The 20,586-nt window shown below is 41.2% G+C and carries 21 protein-coding genes and 1 tRNA gene; 21 read left to right on the top strand and 1 reads right to left on the bottom strand.

The annotated features are described in order from the left end of the window. The first annotated feature begins 8 nt into the window (after positions 1-8). The 9 genes from ACJ28U_RS06985 to ACJ28U_RS06945 all read left to right on the top strand — a co-directional run bounded on the left by ACJ28U_RS06985 (position 9) and on the right by ACJ28U_RS06945 (position 5,929). Positions 9-539: a GNAT family N-acetyltransferase gene (locus ACJ28U_RS06985; RefSeq protein WP_407618818.1), complete on the top strand. Its 531-nt coding sequence runs from the start codon at positions 9-11 to the stop codon at positions 537-539. 36 nt (positions 540-575) lie between these two features. Next, a complete protein-coding gene (locus ACJ28U_RS06980) occupies positions 576-1,736 on the top strand; it encodes a DUF2075 domain-containing protein (RefSeq protein WP_010373802.1) in 1,161 nt (386 codons plus the stop codon). A gap of 66 nt (positions 1,737-1,802) precedes the next feature. Then, the gene (locus ACJ28U_RS06975; protein ID WP_407618817.1) at positions 1,803-2,210 is read left to right on the top strand and encodes a type II toxin-antitoxin system death-on-curing family toxin; all 408 of its coding nucleotides are present in this window, start codon (positions 1,803-1,805) and stop codon (positions 2,208-2,210) included. A 101-nt stretch (positions 2,211-2,311) separates the two neighbouring features. Then, entirely contained in the window at positions 2,312-3,205 is an 894-nt protein-coding gene (locus ACJ28U_RS06970; protein WP_407618816.1) for a cation diffusion facilitator family transporter, read from the top strand. A 15-nt stretch (positions 3,206-3,220) separates the two neighbouring features. Next, entirely contained in the window at positions 3,221-3,529 is a 309-nt protein-coding gene (locus ACJ28U_RS06965; protein WP_407618815.1) for an ArsR/SmtB family transcription factor, read from the top strand. An 85-nt stretch (positions 3,530-3,614) separates the two neighbouring features. After that, positions 3,615-4,049, top strand: coding sequence for an iron chaperone (locus tag ACJ28U_RS06960; RefSeq protein WP_145528210.1), 435 nt, complete (start codon positions 3,615-3,617; stop codon positions 4,047-4,049). Between the two features lie 192 nt (positions 4,050-4,241). Beyond that, on the top strand, positions 4,242-4,973 hold the full coding sequence (locus tag ACJ28U_RS06955) for a hypothetical protein (protein ID WP_407618814.1): 732 nt from the start codon (positions 4,242-4,244) through the stop codon (positions 4,971-4,973). Between the two features lie 8 nt (positions 4,974-4,981). Then, positions 4,982-5,704, top strand: coding sequence for a CPBP family intramembrane glutamic endopeptidase (locus tag ACJ28U_RS06950; protein ID WP_407618813.1), 723 nt, complete (start codon positions 4,982-4,984; stop codon positions 5,702-5,704). Between the two features lie 152 nt (positions 5,705-5,856). Then, positions 5,857-5,929, top strand: a tRNA-Arg gene (locus ACJ28U_RS06945). Between the two features lie 554 nt (positions 5,930-6,483). Here the strand turns inward: ACJ28U_RS06945 and ACJ28U_RS06940 are convergent. Next, positions 6,484-6,771, bottom strand: coding sequence for a hypothetical protein (locus tag ACJ28U_RS06940; protein WP_145559212.1), 288 nt, complete (start codon positions 6,769-6,771; stop codon positions 6,484-6,486). Positions 6,772-7,113: 342 nt separating this feature from the next. On the opposite strand from ACJ28U_RS06940, the gene ACJ28U_RS06935 reads away from it, so the two are divergent. The 12 genes from ACJ28U_RS06935 to ACJ28U_RS06880 all read left to right on the top strand — a co-directional run bounded on the left by ACJ28U_RS06935 (position 7,114) and on the right by ACJ28U_RS06880 (position 20,555). Then, complete coding sequence (locus tag ACJ28U_RS06935) at positions 7,114-7,239, top strand: hypothetical protein (protein ID WP_259713956.1); 126 nt, start codon at positions 7,114-7,116, stop codon at positions 7,237-7,239. 1,249 nt (positions 7,240-8,488) lie between these two features. Then, positions 8,489-9,265 carry a glutamate racemase gene (gene murI, locus ACJ28U_RS06930; RefSeq protein WP_407618812.1) on the top strand — a complete coding sequence of 259 codons (777 nt, stop codon included), beginning with the start codon at positions 8,489-8,491 and terminating at the stop codon, positions 9,263-9,265. Further along, on the top strand, positions 9,266-10,096 hold the full coding sequence (locus ACJ28U_RS06925) for an AraC family transcriptional regulator (protein WP_407618811.1): 831 nt from the start codon (positions 9,266-9,268) through the stop codon (positions 10,094-10,096). A 133-nt stretch (positions 10,097-10,229) separates the two neighbouring features. Beyond that, positions 10,230-11,081 carry an alpha/beta fold hydrolase gene (locus ACJ28U_RS06920; RefSeq protein ID WP_407618810.1) on the top strand — a complete coding sequence of 284 codons (852 nt, stop codon included), beginning with the start codon at positions 10,230-10,232 and terminating at the stop codon, positions 11,079-11,081. Between the two features lie 13 nt (positions 11,082-11,094). Continuing rightward, complete coding sequence (locus ACJ28U_RS06915; RefSeq protein ID WP_407618809.1) at positions 11,095-11,376, top strand: tautomerase family protein; 282 nt, start codon at positions 11,095-11,097, stop codon at positions 11,374-11,376. A gap of 198 nt (positions 11,377-11,574) precedes the next feature. Next, entirely contained in the window at positions 11,575-12,780 is a 1,206-nt protein-coding gene (locus ACJ28U_RS06910) for a serine hydrolase domain-containing protein (protein ID WP_407618808.1), read from the top strand. Next, complete coding sequence (locus ACJ28U_RS06905; protein ID WP_407618807.1) at positions 12,780-13,955, top strand: MFS transporter; 1,176 nt, start codon at positions 12,780-12,782, stop codon at positions 13,953-13,955. The genes ACJ28U_RS06910 and ACJ28U_RS06905 overlap by 1 nt, the downstream gene beginning before the upstream one ends. A gap of 725 nt (positions 13,956-14,680) precedes the next feature. Further along, positions 14,681-15,187: a PhzF family phenazine biosynthesis protein gene (locus ACJ28U_RS06900; protein WP_407618806.1), complete on the top strand. Its 507-nt coding sequence runs from the start codon at positions 14,681-14,683 to the stop codon at positions 15,185-15,187. A gap of 228 nt (positions 15,188-15,415) precedes the next feature. Further along, positions 15,416-17,353, top strand: a complete 1,938-nt coding sequence (locus tag ACJ28U_RS06895) for a sucrose-specific PTS transporter subunit IIBC (protein WP_407618805.1) — start codon at positions 15,416-15,418, stop codon at positions 17,351-17,353. After that, positions 17,350-18,588: a glycoside hydrolase family 32 protein gene (locus ACJ28U_RS06890; protein ID WP_407618804.1), complete on the top strand. Its 1,239-nt coding sequence runs from the start codon at positions 17,350-17,352 to the stop codon at positions 18,586-18,588. The genes ACJ28U_RS06895 and ACJ28U_RS06890 overlap by 4 nt, the downstream gene beginning before the upstream one ends. A 166-nt stretch (positions 18,589-18,754) precedes the next feature. Next, positions 18,755-19,360, top strand: a complete 606-nt coding sequence (locus ACJ28U_RS06885) for a GNAT family N-acetyltransferase (RefSeq protein WP_172437038.1) — start codon at positions 18,755-18,757, stop codon at positions 19,358-19,360. Between the two features lie 580 nt (positions 19,361-19,940). Continuing rightward, positions 19,941-20,555 (top strand): ECF transporter S component, encoded by a 615-nt coding sequence (locus tag ACJ28U_RS06880; RefSeq protein ID WP_407618803.1) that lies wholly within the window; start codon positions 19,941-19,943, stop codon positions 20,553-20,555. Positions 20,556-20,586: the final 31 nt, after the last annotated feature.

Raw genomic sequence — 20,586 nt, 5'->3', positions numbered from 1 at the left:
GGAGATTAATGATGGGTATGACATTACGTCGATTGACAACCAAGGATTTGGACACACTACGCGATATTTCAATTGAAACATTTTCAGATACATTTGGTGCACAAAATACGGCCGAAAACATGCGTGATTACCTGGCAGCGGCGTACACGCCAGAGAAACTAGCAGCTGAATTAGCCAATTCAGCATCAATGTTTTATTTTGTCTTAGTGGATGAAAAAATTGCAGGGTATCTCAAGTTAAATGTGGATGACGCACAGTCAGAAAAAATGGGCGAGGATGCGCTTGAAGTTGAGCGCATTTATGTACGCCGAAGTTTCCAACGGCAAGGTCTCGGCCGTGTGTTTATCGGTGAAGCCGAGCGACTAGCTAAGTCACTAGATAAGCACCAAATTTGGCTTGGGGTCTGGGAACACAACCCGAATGCCATCGCATTCTATGAGAAGATGGGCTTCACGTTAACGGGTGAGGCGCATGATTTCTATATGGGGACTGACCAACAAACGGATGTGTTAATGATGAAAAATTTGGCATCGAAATAGCACAAGGAGTACTTACGTTGTATAATGTCTTTTATTATGAATAAAATTTTAAAAGAACAATTTTTCGTTGATAATCTTTCAGCGGAGCAAGAAGCTGTTATTTCTAATATGAATGCCTACATTGGTGATGGCTTGAAGCAAAATGATCACCGTGTTGCAATTATTCAAGGTGCTGCCGGCACTGGTAAGTCAGTTGTTCTAATGAACTTAGTTACGAAGTATATGACTGACAAGCGCTACAAGACGGCGTTGGTTGTAAACCACCCAGAGTTGTTTAAAGCATACAAGGACTTGGCCGTTGATATTCCAGGCATGCGTGATAAGGATATTACACGGCCGACACCGTTGATTAACAATGCACAAAAGCGTAACTGGCAATACGATGTCATTTTCGTTGATGAGGCCCACTTATTACTATCAAAGCCTGAACCTTACATGCACTACAATGGTGAAAACCAACTAGCAGATTTGATGTCATTGGCTAAGGTCGTTGTCGTTGTTTACGATTTTGCCCAAGTGTTCCAGTCAAAGATGTACTGGGACAAGGACTTGTTGTTTAAGACGATTGGTAACAACCCATATCACCAATTTGACATGGACTTCCAATATCGAATGGTAGCGAGCCAGGAACAAGTTGACTGGTTGGATGATTTGACGGCTGAAAAGCCTTTGAAGCCATTTCCATATAATTCTGAGTTTGAATTTAAGGTCTTTGATAAGGCTGGCGATTTGTACGAAGCAATTAAGGAAAAGAACAAGGAGTTTGGTCAAAGTCGCGTGGTCGCAACGTCTGGCTTCCCACGAATTGATGGTCGTCACAACGTTGAGATGGATACCTTTAACTTGCCTTGGGATGAATGGGATCCACAGCGTACCCACTGGGCTAAGCGTGAGGGATCGATTACTCAGGTCGGAACGATTTACACGTTGCAAGGATTTGATTTGAATTATGTGGGGATGATTATTGGTCCTTCATTTGGTTATGATCCAAAGACTGATAGCGTGACAATTATTCCAGAAAAGTATTCTCACAAGGAGATTTTCAAGAAGCGTCAAGATCGTAAGTTTACGGAAGATGAGTTCAAGGCGTTTATCGCAAACGTGTTGAACGTCTTAATCAAGCGCGGTAAGTACGGTTTGTACTTGACGGCGTACGATGACGCATTGCGTGCGCGCTTGTTGGAGCTGCAAAAATAAGTAATGAAACATGACGTTTGGCATTAAGGCCCAAGCGTCATTTTTTTAGAAATTGGTGGATAATCCATGAATCAGGTAAAGTATTTAACAGCTGCTGAAGTGCTGCGTCTAAATGAAACGGCAATTGCAACACTTGGTGGCGGTAACGCAGGGGTGCAGTCGCCGCGGGCGTTTGATGTTGTGATTACGCAACCACAGCAAATTGTGTTCGGACAAGAAATGTACCCAACAATTTGGCTGAAAGCGGCCTACATGATGCAACAAATTGTCAAAACGCCAGTATTTGTGGATGGCAGCAAGCGAACGGCCATGCTAGTTGTGCAAACTTTCTTGACTACAAATGGCTATGACCCCACGCCAGATTTTTTTGAAGATGTACAGGCGTTTACGATTGAAGTGACACAAACAGAGAATACTGACGCAGTCATGGCGACGATTGCAGACTGGTTGGCCAGTGTATTTACTGAACATTAAGCCTAGGCCATAAAATGATAGGTTTCATTTGAACTCTAGTTTTTAATATGCCATAATTGGCATATACCATATGTGACATATTGGAAACGGAGGGGATGAGGATGGCACACACGCATCATCATGAAATTGAACAGAATAATCAGACGCCGTATTTAATCGGCATTGGACTAAACTTGGCTTTTATCATTGGGGAAATGATTTTTGCGAAATTGGCTGGATCGACAGCCTTATTTGCAGACGCGCTGCACAGTGTGAGTGATGTTGCGTCGCTAATTTTGTCTTGGCTAGCAGTATTAGTTTTTGGGTTGAAAGCGACGCGACGACGAACATATGGCTTTCATAACACAACCATTCTTGCCAGTGCAATCAATGCTATTTTGCTATTAATTGCCGTTGGCATTATCTGGTTTGAAGCTATTGATAAATTGATTAACGGTAAGGCGCATGTTGACGGCGATATCGTGATTTGGGTGGCGTTAGTTGGAATTTTAGTTAATTTCTTGGCAGCACACTTCTTTGCCAAAAGTGGTCAGCAAGAACATGATTTGAATGCACGTGGCGCGTATATTCACTTGTTGGCCGATGCCGGCGTTTCTGTTGGCGTTGTGATTTCAGGGGTATTGATTGCCCTGACTGGTTGGAACTGGATCGACCCGTTGGTGTCAGCCTTAATTGGCATTGTGATTGTGGTCAGTTCATGGGATGTATTCAAGCAGTCTCTGAATTTGCTACTCAATGGGGTCCCAGCGGGGATTGATGAGGCAGGTATCGCGGACTACTTGGCAAACCATGTGGCAGTAAAATCAGTCCACGATCTTCATATTTGGGGGATTTCGACGACTGAAGCGGCGTTAACAGCCCACTTAGCAGTTGCACCGACGTTTAACGATGCTGACCTGGATGACATCACGGAAACGTTGAAACATGAGTTTGGCATTGCCCACACAACGATTCAGGCAGAAACACACTTAGAAGCTAACTGCAACACAATTTAAAGGTTGGGTGATAAGATGGCACAGGAACAAGCGCTATTGCGTGCGGTTGCCGGCTTTTACAAAGTCCTAGGTAATGAGAGTCGCCTAGCGATTTTGCACTATATGGTGACGCACCCAGGACCTGTTTATGTGAGTGAATTGGTTGCGAAAACTGGAATCGCGCAACCGACGGTGTCGAAACATTTGGCAATTTTGTATCAAAATCACGTGGTGACGCGCGAAACGTCTGGAAATCGGGTCTATTATGAAATTTATGATCAGCACCTGAAACAAACCCTGGAAGCGACGTTTACTCACTTAGAACATATGGACTTTTCAAATTAGACGGATATGGCGACCAACTTTGTTTGGTTGCCATATTTTTTTGCTATACTTAGGCCAAGAAAGATTGAAAGAAAATGGTGAACATATGGTTGAACAAAGCGGATTTTCAGATTTTGAAAAACAGGCGATGAAAGAACGCGCAGCTGAATTACGACGAGAACAGGCAAATAAGCGTAGTAAGAAGAATCCAGAGGCCGATTTGCTGGAGAAAATTGCTGAAATGCCGGATGATGAGGCGTTTATCGCGGCGAAATTGCATGACTTAGTGCGAGAGATTGCGCCAGAGTTGCAACCCAAGACATGGTACAGTATGCCAGCATATGCAAATGCGGACGGTAAAGTGGTACTCTTTTTCCAACCAGCTACGAAATTTCAAAGCCGGTATAACACAATTGGGTTTAATGATGCCGCCCAATTGGATGATGGGGCGATGTGGCCAACGTCGTTTGCAGTAACGGCATGGCAGGAAGACGTAGCTGATCAAGTCAGTACATTAATTCAACGCGCAATGAAAAAATAAATAAAACATGAAAGCAACTGTCATTTTGACAGTTGCTTTTTTAAAACGGTATAGGTCATAAATAATTTTACATAACGCCACAAAAACACAATCGACTAATATTTCAATGAAATGGTATATTTTTGGTCAATTGTTCTTAATGAAAATAAATGGTAACGTATTTGTAATGTTTGGTTTTTGGAGGATTTATTTATGAGTAGAAATACGGATATTATTCGGGATAGTCGTGGTTTTTTAGCGATTAAGCGGGTGTTGTTGGTTGCACTAATTGCGGTTGTTGGGGATCTTTTCTTTACCTTGGTTGGGGATGTCGTTGATGATAAAATCGGTGAATTCTATGGCGGTAGCTTAATTTTAGCTTTAGTTGCGACTATATTTGGGGCGGTAATGTTGGGGACACTTTACCAATTGATTACCTTTAATCGGTCTGAACGTGGCATTTTCGATTACTTCAAAAACGGCCGGTTGCTTTGGGTATTGATAAAAATTAGTATATTACAGGCGATTTTTACAATGTTGTGGGGCATATTGCTCCTGATTCCGGGTATTGTGAAGGCCTACGCTTATACGCAAGCAGTTCCTAAAGCCGTTGATGATTTTGAAAATGGGCGTCCATTGCAAGGGGCTTTGGCTTACATTGGTTGGTCTGATGATCAAATGAAAGGGTATAAAGGACAACTCTTCATGTTAACTTTGACATGGTATGTAATCATGTTCGCTTTAATCATTTTGATTTACCTAGTGTATGTCGTCTTGACGCATCAATCGGTTGGTATTTACTTCACGGACAATACCTTCATCTCAGCTTATGGGTCAACGCTGATAACGATTATACCTTCGTTGATTGCGATACCAACGATTATTGTTCGTCAGACCGTCTTTTCACGTGACTTTATTCGTGAACAAGATGCACCAGTAAAGTAGGCTTTGTTATGACTAAAAATGAAAAAAGAGCGCTCATTACGGTACTCGGTTTGTTACTAGGTTACTTTGTTTTAGAGCATGGTATGATGCTGTTTCATGTGCCCAATTTTATTGACGCGATTGCGACGATTGCTTATGCTATCTTGACGTTGTTCATTATCGTACGCATTATGCACCAATTGTTGCAACATGATATCGGTCTAAAATTTACGAAGTTTGCTAGTTGGGTGCCGTTGGTTTGCTATGTGATTATCGTTGCACTAAGGTTAACTTTTGGTGCATCTAACATCGTGCATTATCACTTTGAACAAGCAGCGTCGCTGACATTGCGAGCACTTGAAGCTGGTATTCTTGAAGAAGCAATTTTACGAGCCGGCATTTTCTATATTCTGCTACGTGTCTTACAAAAGCGTCGGAATGCACCGTTTCAGGCGGCAATTTATTCATCTGTCTTTTTTGGTTTATTACATTTAACAAATATGGCCTCTGGCCAAGATTTAACGTCCACACTGTCACAAGTATTGTTCGCAACGTGGGTTGGTCTAATCTTTACGGCAATTTATGCACGGACAGGCTCAATTTTGTACGGGATTATCTTGCACTTTGCGATTGACTTCAATAGCATGGCGCAGATGGGGACGACGGTGATGTCAGTTCCAGTTGAAGCGGTGGCCGCGCATACTGATCATCATGATATTTGGTGTTTTTCCAAACCGAAAAGTGGCACGTAATAGTAAGCTATTAGGTCAATAATTTTAAAAAGCCCGCATCTGAAGGTGTGGGCTTTTTGCTTTCTTAAAAAAATTCGATAAAAAATCCTTTACAAACGGGAAGTGAATTGCTATTATTAATTATGTTGTTGAGGCAACGAAGTAAATGTTTTGGGCTTATATGCTAATTGGATAAACACCCCGGCTACGAACCGGGTATTGCAGGTTCGAGTCCTGCTAGGCCCATACAAGAAAGCACCGAGAGATGATTCTCCCGGTGCTTTTTATTTTGCATTCGCGACTAGTTTTAGGATTATCGTTTTTTGAGTTCGTTGTGAACGCGAGCCGCTAAACCAAGATTGAATAAATCTTGTGCTCATTCATTAAGAAAGATGGCTTAACTAAATAGGGATTACCTTGAAAAATTCAATCCCAGCTTGTACTTTCAATTGTTGATTTATGGAGATAATAAATTGCTGAACTTACAAGAAATGTGAGTCCAGCAGGCGGGGATGCTCAGTTAAGTGTGAATGAAATCAAATTATGTACGGAATATGACGTTAAAAAATGACATTTTACAGCGTAATTTTTGACATGATCATGTAAATGGTTTGCTTGTGTTTTCATTTTTTGGGGGTAGTCTTCTTCTTAATCCAGTCGTCGGGCTATCTTTAATTAAGCAGTTTCAAACACCACAGGATGCTGGAAATCCATTTGTGTGGCTAATCAGCCCACACAGGGGGAACCCCCGAGGGGCGCAGCCACGCTTAGGGCAGTTTCATAATCAAATCAAAAATCGATTACTTACCGTAACGCTTACCGTACTTGGCCCATTGTTGATCAACTACGAGCGCGTGATGACGAATACGCGACTTCTTGCGGAGCTTGTGATTGCGTATAGTTTCCAGCAATTGCGCGTCCTCTGTGTCGGCGATGATGTACTCGTCGTTCATGCACTCGTAATCAATCATGTCCATGTCGAGTGGTACGCCATTCTCGTCACGGCCTAACTTGAATGAATCGATTTTATTTTGAAGATTACGCATCCTGTGAGTGAGACGAACGTGGCGTGTTGAGTATGGTTCCATGGCTTTAAACTCCTTTGTTAATCCAATAATACCAAATATTCCGCCACGAAGCTTAGACGGTTTTATGTGTATAAAATACATTTGTCAGAACCTTTTTATTTTATAATGCCTTTTTGGCTATCGATAACGCGAGGTTTACACATGACGAAAACAATTACATTTGCCACGACTGAGGGTGGCGTGGGAAAGACGACGTTAACGCAGTTATGCGCCAAGCCAAGAGCCAGTTCAAGCAACAATAACATAGTAGAACATCCGGTTAATGACCTTATTTATTTTAGGTTGCTGACCGGATTTTTGTTTGGTAGCATTAAGATAGTAAGTGACTAGGGGGTAGATGTTATGTCTAAAATCAGCGAATTTATTACTGAATCAAAGTTCACTCCAGAAGTAATCGCAGCAAGCGTACTTCTAGGATTGTTTATTGTTGGGTTTGGCTTTGGTGTATGGGTTGGACTGCCTAACTAAGAACGTTAATTATAGTAGAAAACAACCTAATGATCGCGCGAAGAAGTGGTCGTCAGGCTACTTTTTGTGGTTGAGAACATAAAAGAAAAGAGACTAGACAACCAAAAAACAGTAAACAGTAAACTACATGTTTTGGTTGAAGAAGTTTGCACAGACACGAATCTGCCAATTTGTTTTAAACTGTTCCAGATATTTTTCCGGATAAATAATTGTGGCTAAATGATAAAAGTGATGTAGAATACATATTTTGATTTTGTATATTTATGGTATATTGCTAACTATTAAATCGGTTTGGTAACCTAACCGATATTGATGATTTATCATCAATTGGATTGTTTACGGAAATGAAGGATGTCTTATTCATTAAGGCGGGCATCTCAATGCCTACTATCTCTCATTCTATACGATGCACACTTACTGTATGAGGTGGGTGTTAATATGATGTCCATGTTTTAATTACTCTGGATGATCACCGGGACTTTTAGTTGTTTAACATTTGATTAACGTCAACTAGTTCACATGATTCGTATTGATTACGTTAGCCATTTTAATGCTGAGGGACAGTATGAATGCTTCTTTGTCGCACACATGTGCTTGGTTGCAGACCCGGAACCGCACTTGCTGATTATTAATTGGAGCGTCTTGGTAAGTTGTAATTGCGCGGCGAATCAAAGATAAATTATCGGTTTGAGTATTCTTTTCTGTTACGAATTGGCTGACAATTAAGTATGTATGTACTTGCGTTATGATTAGTTATTTCTTTCATTAAAATCACCCCGACGAAACTGCTAACCAGTAGTGCGTCGGGGTGATTTTGTGTTTTGTGTATTTGCTATAACGCTTGGCATACTTTGGCCCTCGTTGGTCAACCACTAGAGCGAGATGACGAATGCGCATCTGTTTTGCTGCAGAGCTTGTGATTGCTGATGGTGCCAAGCAATTGTGCGTACTCTGTGGCAGCGATGATGTACTTGTCGTTCGTGTGATCGTAACTAATCATACCTGTGTCAATCGGTACACCTTAATTGGAATGAGTCAATTTATTCACTAGTAGTAAAATCAATTCCTAAAAGTCAATAACGTTAAAAAATATCACTTGAGATTGGGTCAAATGTCATCAAGTTATAACTTGAGACATTTGACAATTTTTGAACTGTGTTGGATATTGAAATTAATCAAAGAGTGGAATTATTACATCTCTTGTGGATAATTTTTGACCTGTATTGCATGCAGAGAATGGAGAACTAATATGCAAAAAACGGAAGAAATCAGTCGCCCGATTGGTGTATTTGACTCAGGTGTTGGGGGCGTTAGTACTCTAAGAAAATTGCATGAGATGTTGCCGAATGAAGATTTTTTATTCTACGGTGATTCTAAAAATGCGCCGTACGGCAGCAAATCACAAGAGGAAGTTTATCTGTTGTCAAAAGATATAGTTGAATATTTTAAGCAGAAAGATGGTAAAGCGATTGTGATAGCATGTAACACTGCAACCAGTGCAGCAAAAGAACGATTGACCAAAGAATACCCAGAACTACCAATTATTGGGATCGAGCCAGCGCTAAAAGAGGCCGTTGATAATAACGAACAAAATATTTTGGTGATGGGAACGAAATTAACTATGAAACTGCCAAAGTATCAAAAGATGGTTAATGAGTATAGCGATACACGTCATATTATTTCGCTACCTAGCCCTGGTTTAGCTGAATATATAGAATCGGGGATGCATGACGATGAGGCACTGAAGGGATTGCTACAGAATTTATTGGCAAGTTATTCAGATGTTCCATTTGACGGCGTTGTACTCGGGTGCACACACTATCCGTTTGTTGCAGAGACTATCCGCTCATGCTTCCGTTCTAACATCGCTATTCATACAGGGTACGAAGGCGTTGCCAATCGACTTAAAAATTTGTTGACGGAATTAGGGTTGGCAAGAACTCAACCGGATGAAGGATCTGTATCGTTTGATAGCAGCTCACGGGATTCGATTCAGTATTATGAAAAAATGTTTCAAACTAGGTAGGTGGCTACAATTTTAAATCATCAAAATATAGAGCCAGATGCAGGGTTACTGGCGAAAATTATTGCACATGATAGTCAAACGCCTAGCGCTAATGAGTTGCATTGGCATCAAGCGTTAGAAATTACGTTCATGATGGACTGGCCCGAATCAGTGATTGTAATTGGACAAAACCGGGTCGTTCATAAGTCAGGTGATATTTGGCTAGTGAATCCAATGCAAATACACAACTACCAAGCGCTCTACAAAACTGCAGCACCGAAGGCTTTAACTATCCTATTTCCATACAATTTCTTGGCAGCTGTTTACGGGGATATATCTCTCGGATATTTCGAAATTAATTTACAACGCAGGGATGATTTATGGCGTTTGGGTAATGACATTTGGTCGTTGTATCGTAGTGACCGAAAGGATGCAAAAGTTCTTCAGGATATCCGATTATTGCAGTTGCTTCAAGAGTTAGTTGCGTATCATTTTAGATATCGAGATGAAGTAGATGGCCATAATGAATTGACATTTTCTGTTGGACGCACTGCTGAAGTAACCAATTTCGTGATGACACACTTTGCCGACGAAATAAATACGAATTTAATTGCTCGCCAGTTAAATTACTCTGAAGCGTACATTGCAAGACTAGTAAAAAGCGAAATGGGGATTACTGTTACACAATTAATAAATCTTGTCAGAGCTGATCATGCAAAACATCTGATTGACACGACGAATTATCGGTTAGATGACATTGCAGTACAAGTCGGATTCAAAAACGTTAAAAATATGAACAGATGGATGAAACGCTACTTTGGCAATGGCAGTAAAAGTTTTAGAAATCAGTAATAAATAGTTTAAAGGCTAATTTCCGATGTCAGAAATTGGCCTTTTTAGTTTCGATTTTGATAACAATATGAAAACGAGGTGCTTATAATGGTGCACATAGGGGAGCGTTAAATGCTTTTGGAGGTGTCAAAACATGATGAATGGCATTAGCTTATATAAAACCGTTAATATTGATGGGATTAATATTTTTTACCGGGAAATGGGTTCAACTAATAAACCGGTCTTGCTTTTGTTGCATGGATTCCCGTCTGCAAGTCATATGTTCAGAGACTTAATGCCGTTGTTAAGTGAGCGGTTCAGGCTAATTGCACCTGATTATCCGGGGTTTGGCCAATCGGACGCTCCTTTACGAGCCGAATTTGATTATACATTTGACAATTTAGCTGACGTAATGAATAAATTTATCAGGCAACTTAATATCCCACAATTTTATCTCTACGTGTTCGATTATGGCGCACCAATTGGTTTTCGAATTGCGAAGAATTCCCCTGACAAGATTCTTGGTATCGTCAGTCAGAATGGCAATATTTATGAAGAAGGATTGGGAGAAAAGTGGCAGGATAGGAAGGCATATTGGGCCAATCCGACAATATCCAAACGTGAAACCTACAAACAAGCATTCGCGCCAAAGACAATTATTAATCAATATCTAGAGGGGACAATGCGAGACAGGGTTTCACCCGATGGTTATACTTTGGATATTGCCTATACCCAGTCTGAAGAATATGCAGAACGACAATCCGACTTGATTTTTGATTACAGAAATAATGTGGCGAAGTACGAGGAGTTTCAGCAGTATATACGTGCATATCAGCCTAAAATCCTTGCTGTTTGGGGAAAGAATGATGTTTCCTTTATTCCACAAGGAGCTAAGGCGTTTAGAAAGGATGCAGAAAATGTCGAAATTCATTTGTTAGATACTGGGCATTTCGCATTGGAAACTCATGCCGCAGAAATTGCGCAAATGATTAGCAGTTATTTTTAGAGGTAAATGAATAATGCCATTAATGAAAATTGATATGATAAAAGGGCGAAATCAGGAAGAAATCACAAAAATTCTCGATATTTCATACCAGGTGATGTTGGAGGCGTTTGGTGCTCCTGAAGGAGATCGTTATCAAATTGTTAGTCAACACGAAGAATACGAAATGCAAATTTTAGACACTGGGCTAGGTATTAAGCGAACGAATCAAGTCCTTGTATTCAGTTTAATTACACGCTTTAGAACAGTCGATCAAAAACAGACACTTTATAGAAACCTTATATCCCCCATGCATTAGTGTTGAGAGTAAATCTCAATTTGCAACTAATGTATGGGGGATATTTAATTTAGACCAACTTTGTTGATGAAGCATGTTTAACAAAGCCAATGTCAGAAATTGGCTATTTTAGTGTAGATAATTGGCCAAATTACTTCTTCGAGTAAATACAATATTAAATGTAAGCGCTTACTAAAATGTATTTACTTTGGAGGAACTATGAACAAGTTTGATGACATTATCAATAACGCTATTAACAATGGTAGCCTTGGGGGAGCTAATTTAACAATCTTACAATCAGGCAAAAAGGTTGTTCATGCTCACTATGGTACTGATGGTGAGGATGCAATTTATCGTTTATATTCAATGACCAAGATTTTTACAGCGGTAGTTGCAAGAAAATTGATCGAAAAACAGCAGCTTTCATTGACGGACGAGCTATCTGACTACCTACCTGAGTATGGTAATCAGTTATATTTTGACGAAGATGGTCATATTAATCACAGTGATAAGCCAATTACAATCGAACATTTATTAAATATGACGTCAGGTATTTCATACCCGTCTACAGGGACATATGGTAAAGAGAAAACCAAGGAGCATGAAGAGGCGATTGTGGCGATGTTGAAGGCTGGGCGAACATTATCAAACAGGGATATTGCTAATTCATACGGTCGAGTTCCTCGAGATTTTGAACCTGGTGAAGGCTGGGAATATGGTGCCAATGCTGATATTTTAGGTAGTGTTCTTGAAATTGTTTCTGGTAAAGATTTAGAAACGCTGTATCAGGAGGAGTTATTTGAGCCGCTGAAAATGAAAGACACCCATTTTTTTGTCCCTGAAAGTGAGACACATCGTGTGAGTGGTGTATTTACGCGAGATACAAAGTTCGAATTAGTCGTTCAACATAATCGGCCTCTAACTAAAAAGCCGGAAAATGGGTATTTAACTTTACCACTACATAATAACATTGATGTGGTAGCGCCTCTGTACGTTGCGGGTGGCGGAAGCGCTTATTCAACAGCAGACGATTATGCTGTTTTTGGTGAAATGCTGCGTAATAATGGCCGGCTTGACGACGTAACGATCTTATCAGGGGCAACAGTTAAAGATATGGTTACGCCTAGTCTGACGGAGAAGCAAATGGCATTTAAAAACAAGGATGAAGTTGGTGTTACCGTTCCTGGGTATAACTATTCAAATCTCATGCGAATTCTTACCAACCCTGAGCAGGCTAAGGTGCTAGGTGTTAATGGAACTATCGGTGAGTTTGGATGGGACGGTGCTGGTGGCAACTTTATTGTGATTGATCCATCGCGTGAATTAGTGGCAGTCTTCATGATGCAAGATAATTCAGGACCAGAACCTATTCTTCGACGAGCCTTATATAAGGCACTTATGTCTGAGTTTAAGGTGATTCATTAATGGGAAATTATAAAGAATTTAGACTCAAACTAGGATTGTTGTCGATATCAAGTCTTCTTGCATTAGCCCAAGTTGTTGCGGCGGCTTTTCCATTGATGTATGCGCAGTTTGAAGGTGTTTCAAAAGCTGGTGTCGAATTACTTGGTACCGTACCCAATTTCGGAACATTAATAGGATTACTCATGTCAGGGTACGTTATTAAAATACTCGGATCAAAAACGACAGTACTTCTAGGCGTACTTGTATATTTAGTGTTTGGTACGATGCCACTTTATTTTAATGATTACACTATCATTTTGGCTTCTAGGGTATTACTGGGAATCGGCTCAGGTCTATTTAGTGCACTGGCCATTTCTTTGTTAAGTCGGTTTTTTCAAGGGCCGACATTATTTAAAATGTTAGGATTTCAAAATGCGACGGCAAGTGTAAGTAGTACATTTTTCTCATTTACATTGAGCTATTTTGTGATCTACAGTTGGCACGGTGCTTTTGCAATTTATCTGTTAGCCGTACCAGTATTATTCGTGTTTTGGAAATGGGTGCCACGTATAGTTGATACAGTGCCTGATAAACAATACGAACCAGGTGTGGATACGAGAGATAATAATAGCTTGAATAATAAATTGGTTTTGATGGAGTTAGTGGTTATGACGCTAGCATTTTTCATCGCGCTGGTTGCGATGAGCTATAAAATGCCACAGTTGATAGTAGAGCGACATTTGGGCAGTGTCCAGGACGCATCAAATCTGTATGGATTTTTTACACTAATCAGTATTCCAGTGTCGTTAGTTTACGGTCAGGTTAAAAGATTTTTTAAAAATATGTTGATCGTTTTGATTCCATTGCTGGGGACGATTGGTTATGCTTTGATTATTGTTCAAAACAGCATTCTAGGACTGTACACTGCAACTATTCTGGTGGGAGTTGCGTATGGATTGATGGCACCAGAACTTTTTAACAAGGTATCGGAAATTGCGCCAACTCGTCGTACAGATCGGTATACAGCGATAGCTTCAATCGCTCTAAATATTGGTGTATTTGCTTCGCCAATAGTGACGAATGCTATATCAAACGGTGTTTTACACGTACAAAGCAGTGATGGCGTATTCTATGTGGGATTGGTTGGGTTTGGTATAGCGACGTTAATGGCTTGTCTTGTAAGGAAAGCTTATTGAAAATAAAAAAGATGAAAGTCTAGGATTGAAATTAATAGATGAGCAACTAACTTAAGGCAGTCGAAAAGCTAATACGTATATATAGAAAGAAGCCTGATAATCACGCAATGCAATGGTTATCAGGCTTCTTTCATTCAGTTATGACTGGTCAAAGAATTTGGGAAAATGCCAAAATAGTTATTTATCTTCCTTGAAGAATACAGATTGTGATGTATGCCAGTGACTGTTTACATAGCGCCGAAAATGATCTAGTTCTTAGGCGTTGAATTAGAAATTTTTGACACACCAATAACGAACACTATTAACCAAATAACTAAAATAGTGATACTTACTTTTGGGAACAGGGCACTAAGAATTAATGCTACAAGTGTTATTAAACCGCCAAAAATAGCGTTTTTTTTTGACTTAGTTGACAATTTCATTGTTGATACCATGAAACAAGAGCAACTCTTGTGGAAAAGTTGTTGCCATAAGTGAAGTGGCAAGTGACTTTTTGTTTATCAAAATAAGAGTCCTCCTGATATATATTTTGTGTTAGTTTGAATACTTAAAAACGATACCAAACATAAAAAACGTTTGCAAAACGATACTAAAATTTCGTTTAGATTTCGCCTCGAGTCGATAGACTATTTTGGGGTTTATGAACGAGGTGATAAGCTTGAGACATTAGTGATGATTATTGAGGGGGGATTATTCCGATCGAAGTCCAGCCGAAAAGAATATTTATGAACCAGCAGCCCTCAGAATTTTTTGAAAAGATTGAGAAGTCTGAATTGAGCGAGGCCATTGATATTTCAGCAGTTAATGACACCTTCGATATTCAAGTGGTATCCAAAGGTGGGAAAGATATTTTGGTACCGGTTAATATCAATGATCTCAACGCACTAAATCCTAATTGGCAAGCAATAGCAACACTTAGTGAGCAATATGGTGTCATCGGCATGCACGTATTTGGCTTGTCAGAAACGGATACTGTCTGTCGCAATTTTGCACCGTTGTATGGCATTAACGAAGAATCTGCAACTGGCACGTCAAGCGGTGCCTTGGCGTGCTATCTATTCACGAAAAATATTCGGCGCCAAAAGGAGTACATTTTTCAGCAAGGCGCCAATTTGGGAAGTCCTTCAGAAATCGTTGTAAAGCTTTCTGTTAATCAGCAGGATGAAATAATAGGTGTTAATGTTGGGGGCGCTGGTTATGTTGACGATGTAAAGTTCTTAGAAGTTATCTGATACGAAAATATTTTTCAATGATCGTGCGAAGAACTGTTGTAGTTAGTTACTCAAAATTCGCTTGTAACATGTATATGCCTGATGATGTTTCGTAGTCATCGGGCATTTTTTGCTGTCTTTTCACCCAAGATAAGCTAAATTTGAACTTGTTTACTATTTTGAAAACGGTTACAATTAACCCGTACACAAATGGAACCGGTTCCGTAATTATGTTTTAGGGGGAATAATATGAACCACGAAGAGGTAGCAAAGCGGGTTGCGAAGGCTTTGGGTGATGATAATGTCATTACGGCAGCGCATTGTGCCACGCGTTTACGGTTAATTGTGAAGGACCGTGACAGTATTGACCAACAAGCACTTGATAACGATCCAGACCTAAAGGGTACGTTTGATTCAAACGGGCAGTTCCAAATTATTGTTGGGCCGGGTGATGTCAATAAAGTATATGATCACTATGTTCGCCAGACAGGGGTCCAGACAGCGACACCTGAAGAACTGAAGGAACTTGCAGCGCAACAGGGTAAGAAAAAGAATCCGATTATGGGTATGGTCCAAGTATTGTCGGATATCTTTGTGCCATTGATTCCAGCGATGACAGCTGGAGGTTTGTTGATGGCATTGAATAACATCCTGACGGGAAAGGATTTGTTTGGACCGCAATCATTGGTGCAAATGTTTCCACAAATCAAAGATGCAGCTGACATGATTAACCTAATGTCGTCGGCGCCCTTCGCATTTCTGCCAATTTTAATTGGTTATACAGCCACTAAACGCTTTGGCGGGAGTGAAATTTTGGGAGCCGTGGCTGGCATGATTTTGGTGATGCCTGCGCTGATTAACGGAAATGACGTGGCATCGGTCATGGCCGCTGGAAAGATGCCGTCGTGGGATATCTTTGGTCTGCATATTGCGCAAGCTGGGTATCAAGGTCAGGTATTGCCAGTCATTGGGGTGGCATTCATTTTAGCTAACGTTGAAAAGTTTTTCCATAAACATTTAAAGGGTGCGATTGATTTTACGTTCACACCAATGTTTGCCATTATTATCACGGGTTTCTTGACGTTTACGGTGGTTGGCCCAGTACTACGGACGTTGTCTAATGGCTTGACTGATGGATTAGTAACTCTGTATCAAACGTTAGGCTTTGTCGGCATGGGGATTTTTGGATCAGTGTATTCGGCCATCGTTGTGACGGGGTTGCACCAAAGCTTTCCGGCAATTGAAACCACGTTATTAGCTGATATTACAAAAACGGGTGGTGATTTTATTTTCCCAATTGCGGCTGTTTCTAACGTTGCTCAGGGAGCCGCAGCGTTTGCAGTATTCTTCTTGGCGAAAAAGGACGAGAAACTGCGTGCATTATCATCATCTGCCGGGGCTTCAGCAATGCTTGGTATTACAGAACCGGCGATGTTTGGTGTTAATTTGAAATATAAATTTCCATTCTTCATTGCACTTGGTTCGGCTGGGATTGCCGGTTTGGTAATTGGCCTGTTCCATGTGTTGTCATCTTCATTAGGACCTGCAGGTGTGATTGGCTTTATTGCCATTCCAGCCGCCAAGTGGGTTGGCTTCTTCATCAGTATCGCGTTGGCGTTTGTTTTGGCCTTTTCGGTGACCTATGGTTATGGCAAGCGCCGTCATTTCGGTGAAACTGGTCCACGAACTGATGTGCCAACGCGCTATGAACCAGCGCCTGATGATATCGTGGTGGCATCTCCGGTAGCAGGTCGGGTTGACCGGCTTAGTGCAGTTGATGATCCGGTTTTCTCAAGTGGTGCAATGGGTAAAGGTGTCGCAGTACTGCCCACCGATGGTCAAGTGTTTGCCCCGATTAACGGGACAGTCACTGTTGTGTACCCAACGGGCCATGCATACGGATTATTGGGTGACGATGGCGTTGAAATCCTGATTCATATTGGGGTGGACACAGTATCGCTAAATGGGGATGGCTTTGAGACCATTGTGAAGCAAAATCAGCATGTTCGAGCTGGTGAAGCATTAGGGACATTTAATGCGGATAAGATTAAAACAGCCGGTTTAGATGAACACGTCATGGTCATCGTGACGAATACAGGGCAGTATCTGGACGTTAAACAGATTGCAAACCAAACAGTTATGGCGGGTGAACCGCTTTTGGCAGCCCAAAAGGAGACGAACGTTTGATTATTGGAGACACAGAAAATTTTGAACGATATCACATTTATCCAGAACATGGTTTAATTAACGATCCAAATGGCCTTGTTTTTTTTAACAAGCAATATCATGTTTTTTATCAGTGGAATCCTAACGCACTGGATCATACGTATAAAGTTTGGGCCCACGTGGGTAGTGATGATTTGGTAAATTGGCGACGCATGCCAATTGCGATTGCGCCAAGTCTGCCAGAGGACCGGTCAGGCGTCTATTCCGGCACAACGCTGGTGAAGGATGGCCGATTGTACGCATTTTATACGGGCAATGTACGGAATGATGCGGGTGAAAGTGTGGCCTCTTTCCAAATGGCGGCTGTGTCGGATGATGGCATCCACTTTGACAAGCTCGGTAAGTTATTTGACCAGCCGAGCGGTTATACCCGTCATGTGCGAGATCCGAAAGTTTTTGAACGTGATGGTCATTTTTTCATGCTGCTCGGCGCCCAAAAACTTGATTTAACTGGTGATATTATTGCGTATGAGTCAACAGATTTAAGCAATTGGACATTTCTAGGGTCGATTTTAGGTGAACAGGTAACGGCGTATCGCGGGTACATGATGGAATGCCCAGATATTTTGACAATTGACGGCCAAGATGTGCTGATGTTCTCACCGCAGGGACTACCTGCCCAAGGCGACCGGTTACAAAACATTCACAACACAGGTTATGTTCTAGGAAAGTTTGACAGTACATCTGGTTCATTTGAAGTGACGTCGGATTTCGAAGAGTTGGATCAGGGATTTGAATTTTATGCCTCGCAAACGTTACAGCATGCTGGCCGTCATTTATTGTGGGGCTGGGCTGGTATGATGCCGTCCGGCAGAGAAAAGACGTTGCCAACCATGCAGGCTGGTTGGGCGCATGTTTTGTCGTTGCCACGTGAACTACGCCTTGTTGGCGGTAGGTTGCATCAGTATGCCATTGCAGAACTAGGCGAGTTCAGGCAAGTAACGCCTGATGAAGTTACGGGTCCTGGACTTTGGCGCTTAACTGCGGATGTATGGCAAGTTAAGTTGACAGCTACAATGACCATGCAACGGAATCAGGATACTGCTACGTTTAAACGAATTGCGTGGGAGTCGGGCGAAACTGAAATTAGGCGGGCGCAGATTTCTGGGGATTTGTTACTGATCGTTGACAATGATGTTGTTGAATTATATACGACGTCTGGTGATGCAGTGATGACAGCACGATATTTTGATTAAACTGTCAAGTAACGGCGGGCGCGTCTGTATATTAGCGAAATCGGGTGGTAGTTTTAGACAAAATGGCGGTGAATGTCCGTTTTTGGATGAAATGCGTTGTTTGGAATGGCGTAACGACAGACTATCTCGTATACTGGCAGAAAATGCGAGTGGAGGAATGTTGATCATGGAATTTAAGTCGTTACGTCGGAGAGATTTTGGTAAGATTCAGCAGTTTGCCATTACTGGCATGCACCTTTTTAATTACACGTCAAACCGGATTGAACTATTCTTTTATGCAAAATACTTTTGGTACCTAGAACTTCTGCGTGCGACAAGAATTTATGCCGCCTATGATGGAGACGAATTCGCTGGTGTGCTCCTACTTGATATTGCTGGTGAGGAAAAAGCCTATAAAAGTAAGTGGGCATCGATATTTGTTAAGTTCGTGGAATGGGTCATGCAATGGGGCTACGCCGACATGTCTGACCAATACAGCAATGCGAATACAACGATGCTTGCTAAATATAAAAAAGACCACGCTGTGGACGGTGAGTTGAATTTCTTTTTGGTGAATGGTGCAATTGTAGGCAAAGGTGTCGGATCCAAACTATTGTCCGAGGCTGAGAAAGACTTGCAGGGGAAGCGCATTTACCTATATACGGATGACGGATCAACCTTTCAGTTTTATGATAAACGAGGTTTTACTCGCGTTGGAGAAAAACAGATTTCGATGTTAAATGGCACGGATAGTGTGCCATTAACAACAATGCTATATGCCAAGGAATACTAAAGAGCAGGCGATTAACAATTAAGTGTTGATCGTCTGCTCTTTAGTATTGTTCAAAAATGTCATTGAAATGTACGTAAAAGGTACTTCTAGACACGTCGGCGATATCAACGATTGATAGGATTGATGTTTTCTTTATTTAAAGCAGAAGAAACTGTGATAAGCAAATTTAAAACGAATACGTATCAAACTTCATGTTATTTGGATGATGATTATACTGTTTAGCGGTATATCATGATACGTTCGCGGATGTGTGCATTAGAGTCAAGAATATCAATGATGGCAGTTGCATGCATAGTCTGCATAACTAATTGTTGTTTGAATTAGTTGATCAAGAGCGAATTCCTAGCCAGCAATTTTGGATTGTCCCGTAGTCAGTCCTTTGACACCAAGATTAAAATTAGGCGAAATATACTTTCAAGATAAACTTAGAAAATATAATGTGAGGGACAGTGGCTTGTTAGTAATTTTTTCATGGTTCCAAAACTTGATAGGTAATGATATGCGAAAACGCGTATAATTTACGAGGTAGTCACCATTATTTTAAACAATGACTGCAACTATTTTTAACGGGAGGTTGTGTATGCGACCAAAAAATAAGACACGTCAGCTAGTCTTAATCGCCATGTTTACTGCAATTATTCTTATTCAATCTATCGTTCCAATGTTGGGACTGCTGCCTTTAGGTGCGTTTGCGGTTGGCTTAGCTGTTCAAATAATCGGTGTCACAGTAGCGATTGGCGCAGTGGCTTTGGGGCCTGGCTCTGGCGCTTTCCTAGGGTTCGTTTGGGGCGCTTATGCCTTATGGGATGCTTGGACTAGCGTGCCATCGATCGGGGCACTGATGTTCCGAAACCCTTTGACAGCCTTGATACCAAGAATTCTAGTTGGTGTAATAATTGGGTTCTTATATTGGCGTTTTTTCAAGGATAGTTCCGAGCGGACAAAGCCAATTATTTTTATGGGATTAGGTGGATTGGCTGCGTTTATTAATACAGCGTTCGTCCTGTTGTTTACGTGGCTTGGATTCACTGTCATGCACACGACGTTCACTGGCATTCCAAATAATCATTTATTAGGCTGGTTGATTTTATCGGTTGCAGGGGTCAATGGCCTTGTCGAAATTATTGTTTCGGCCATCTTGGTAGGCGTCATTGCGACGCCTATCATGGCCTACTTAAATCGGCGCCATTGGTAAACTATGACAGTAACGAAGGAGTTGGTGATTC

Source organism: Weissella sp. MSCH1 (assembly GCF_045799135.1).
Taxonomy (GTDB): domain Bacteria; phylum Bacillota; class Bacilli; order Lactobacillales; family Lactobacillaceae; genus Weissella.
This window is presented reverse-complemented; position numbering and strand designations above follow the sequence as displayed.

Excerpts from the sequence above, each read along its gene's own strand:
- ACJ28U_RS06985 (WP_407618818.1), top strand. The coding sequence starts at position 9 with ATGATGGGTATGACATTACGTCGATTGACAACCAAGGATTTGGACACA.
- ACJ28U_RS06980 (WP_010373802.1), top strand. The coding sequence starts at position 576 with ATGAATAAAATTTTAAAAGAACAATTTTTCGTTGATAATCTTTCAGCG.
- ACJ28U_RS06975 (WP_407618817.1), top strand. The coding sequence starts at position 1,803 with ATGAATCAGGTAAAGTATTTAACAGCTGCTGAAGTGCTGCGTCTAAAT.
- ACJ28U_RS06970 (WP_407618816.1), top strand. The coding sequence starts at position 2,312 with ATGGCACACACGCATCATCATGAAATTGAACAGAATAATCAGACGCCG.
- ACJ28U_RS06965 (WP_407618815.1), top strand. The coding sequence starts at position 3,221 with ATGGCACAGGAACAAGCGCTATTGCGTGCGGTTGCCGGCTTTTACAAA.
- ACJ28U_RS06960 (WP_145528210.1), top strand. The coding sequence starts at position 3,615 with ATGGTTGAACAAAGCGGATTTTCAGATTTTGAAAAACAGGCGATGAAA.
- ACJ28U_RS06955 (WP_407618814.1), top strand. The coding sequence starts at position 4,242 with ATGAGTAGAAATACGGATATTATTCGGGATAGTCGTGGTTTTTTAGCG.
- ACJ28U_RS06950 (WP_407618813.1), top strand. The coding sequence starts at position 4,982 with ATGACTAAAAATGAAAAAAGAGCGCTCATTACGGTACTCGGTTTGTTA.
- ACJ28U_RS06940 (WP_145559212.1), bottom strand. The coding sequence starts at position 6,771 with ATGGAACCATACTCAACACGCCACGTTCGTCTCACTCACAGGATGCGT.
- ACJ28U_RS06935 (WP_259713956.1), top strand. The coding sequence starts at position 7,114 with ATGTCTAAAATCAGCGAATTTATTACTGAATCAAAGTTCACTCCAGAA.
- murI (WP_407618812.1), top strand. The coding sequence starts at position 8,489 with ATGCAAAAAACGGAAGAAATCAGTCGCCCGATTGGTGTATTTGACTCA.
- ACJ28U_RS06920 (WP_407618810.1), top strand. The coding sequence starts at position 10,230 with ATGATGAATGGCATTAGCTTATATAAAACCGTTAATATTGATGGGATT.
- ACJ28U_RS06915 (WP_407618809.1), top strand. The coding sequence starts at position 11,095 with ATGCCATTAATGAAAATTGATATGATAAAAGGGCGAAATCAGGAAGAA.
- ACJ28U_RS06910 (WP_407618808.1), top strand. The coding sequence starts at position 11,575 with ATGAACAAGTTTGATGACATTATCAATAACGCTATTAACAATGGTAGC.
- ACJ28U_RS06905 (WP_407618807.1), top strand. The coding sequence starts at position 12,780 with ATGGGAAATTATAAAGAATTTAGACTCAAACTAGGATTGTTGTCGATA.
- ACJ28U_RS06900 (WP_407618806.1), top strand. The coding sequence starts at position 14,681 with ATGAACCAGCAGCCCTCAGAATTTTTTGAAAAGATTGAGAAGTCTGAA.
- ACJ28U_RS06895 (WP_407618805.1), top strand. The coding sequence starts at position 15,416 with ATGAACCACGAAGAGGTAGCAAAGCGGGTTGCGAAGGCTTTGGGTGAT.
- ACJ28U_RS06885 (WP_172437038.1), top strand. The coding sequence starts at position 18,755 with ATGGAATTTAAGTCGTTACGTCGGAGAGATTTTGGTAAGATTCAGCAG.
- ACJ28U_RS06880 (WP_407618803.1), top strand. The coding sequence starts at position 19,941 with ATGCGACCAAAAAATAAGACACGTCAGCTAGTCTTAATCGCCATGTTT.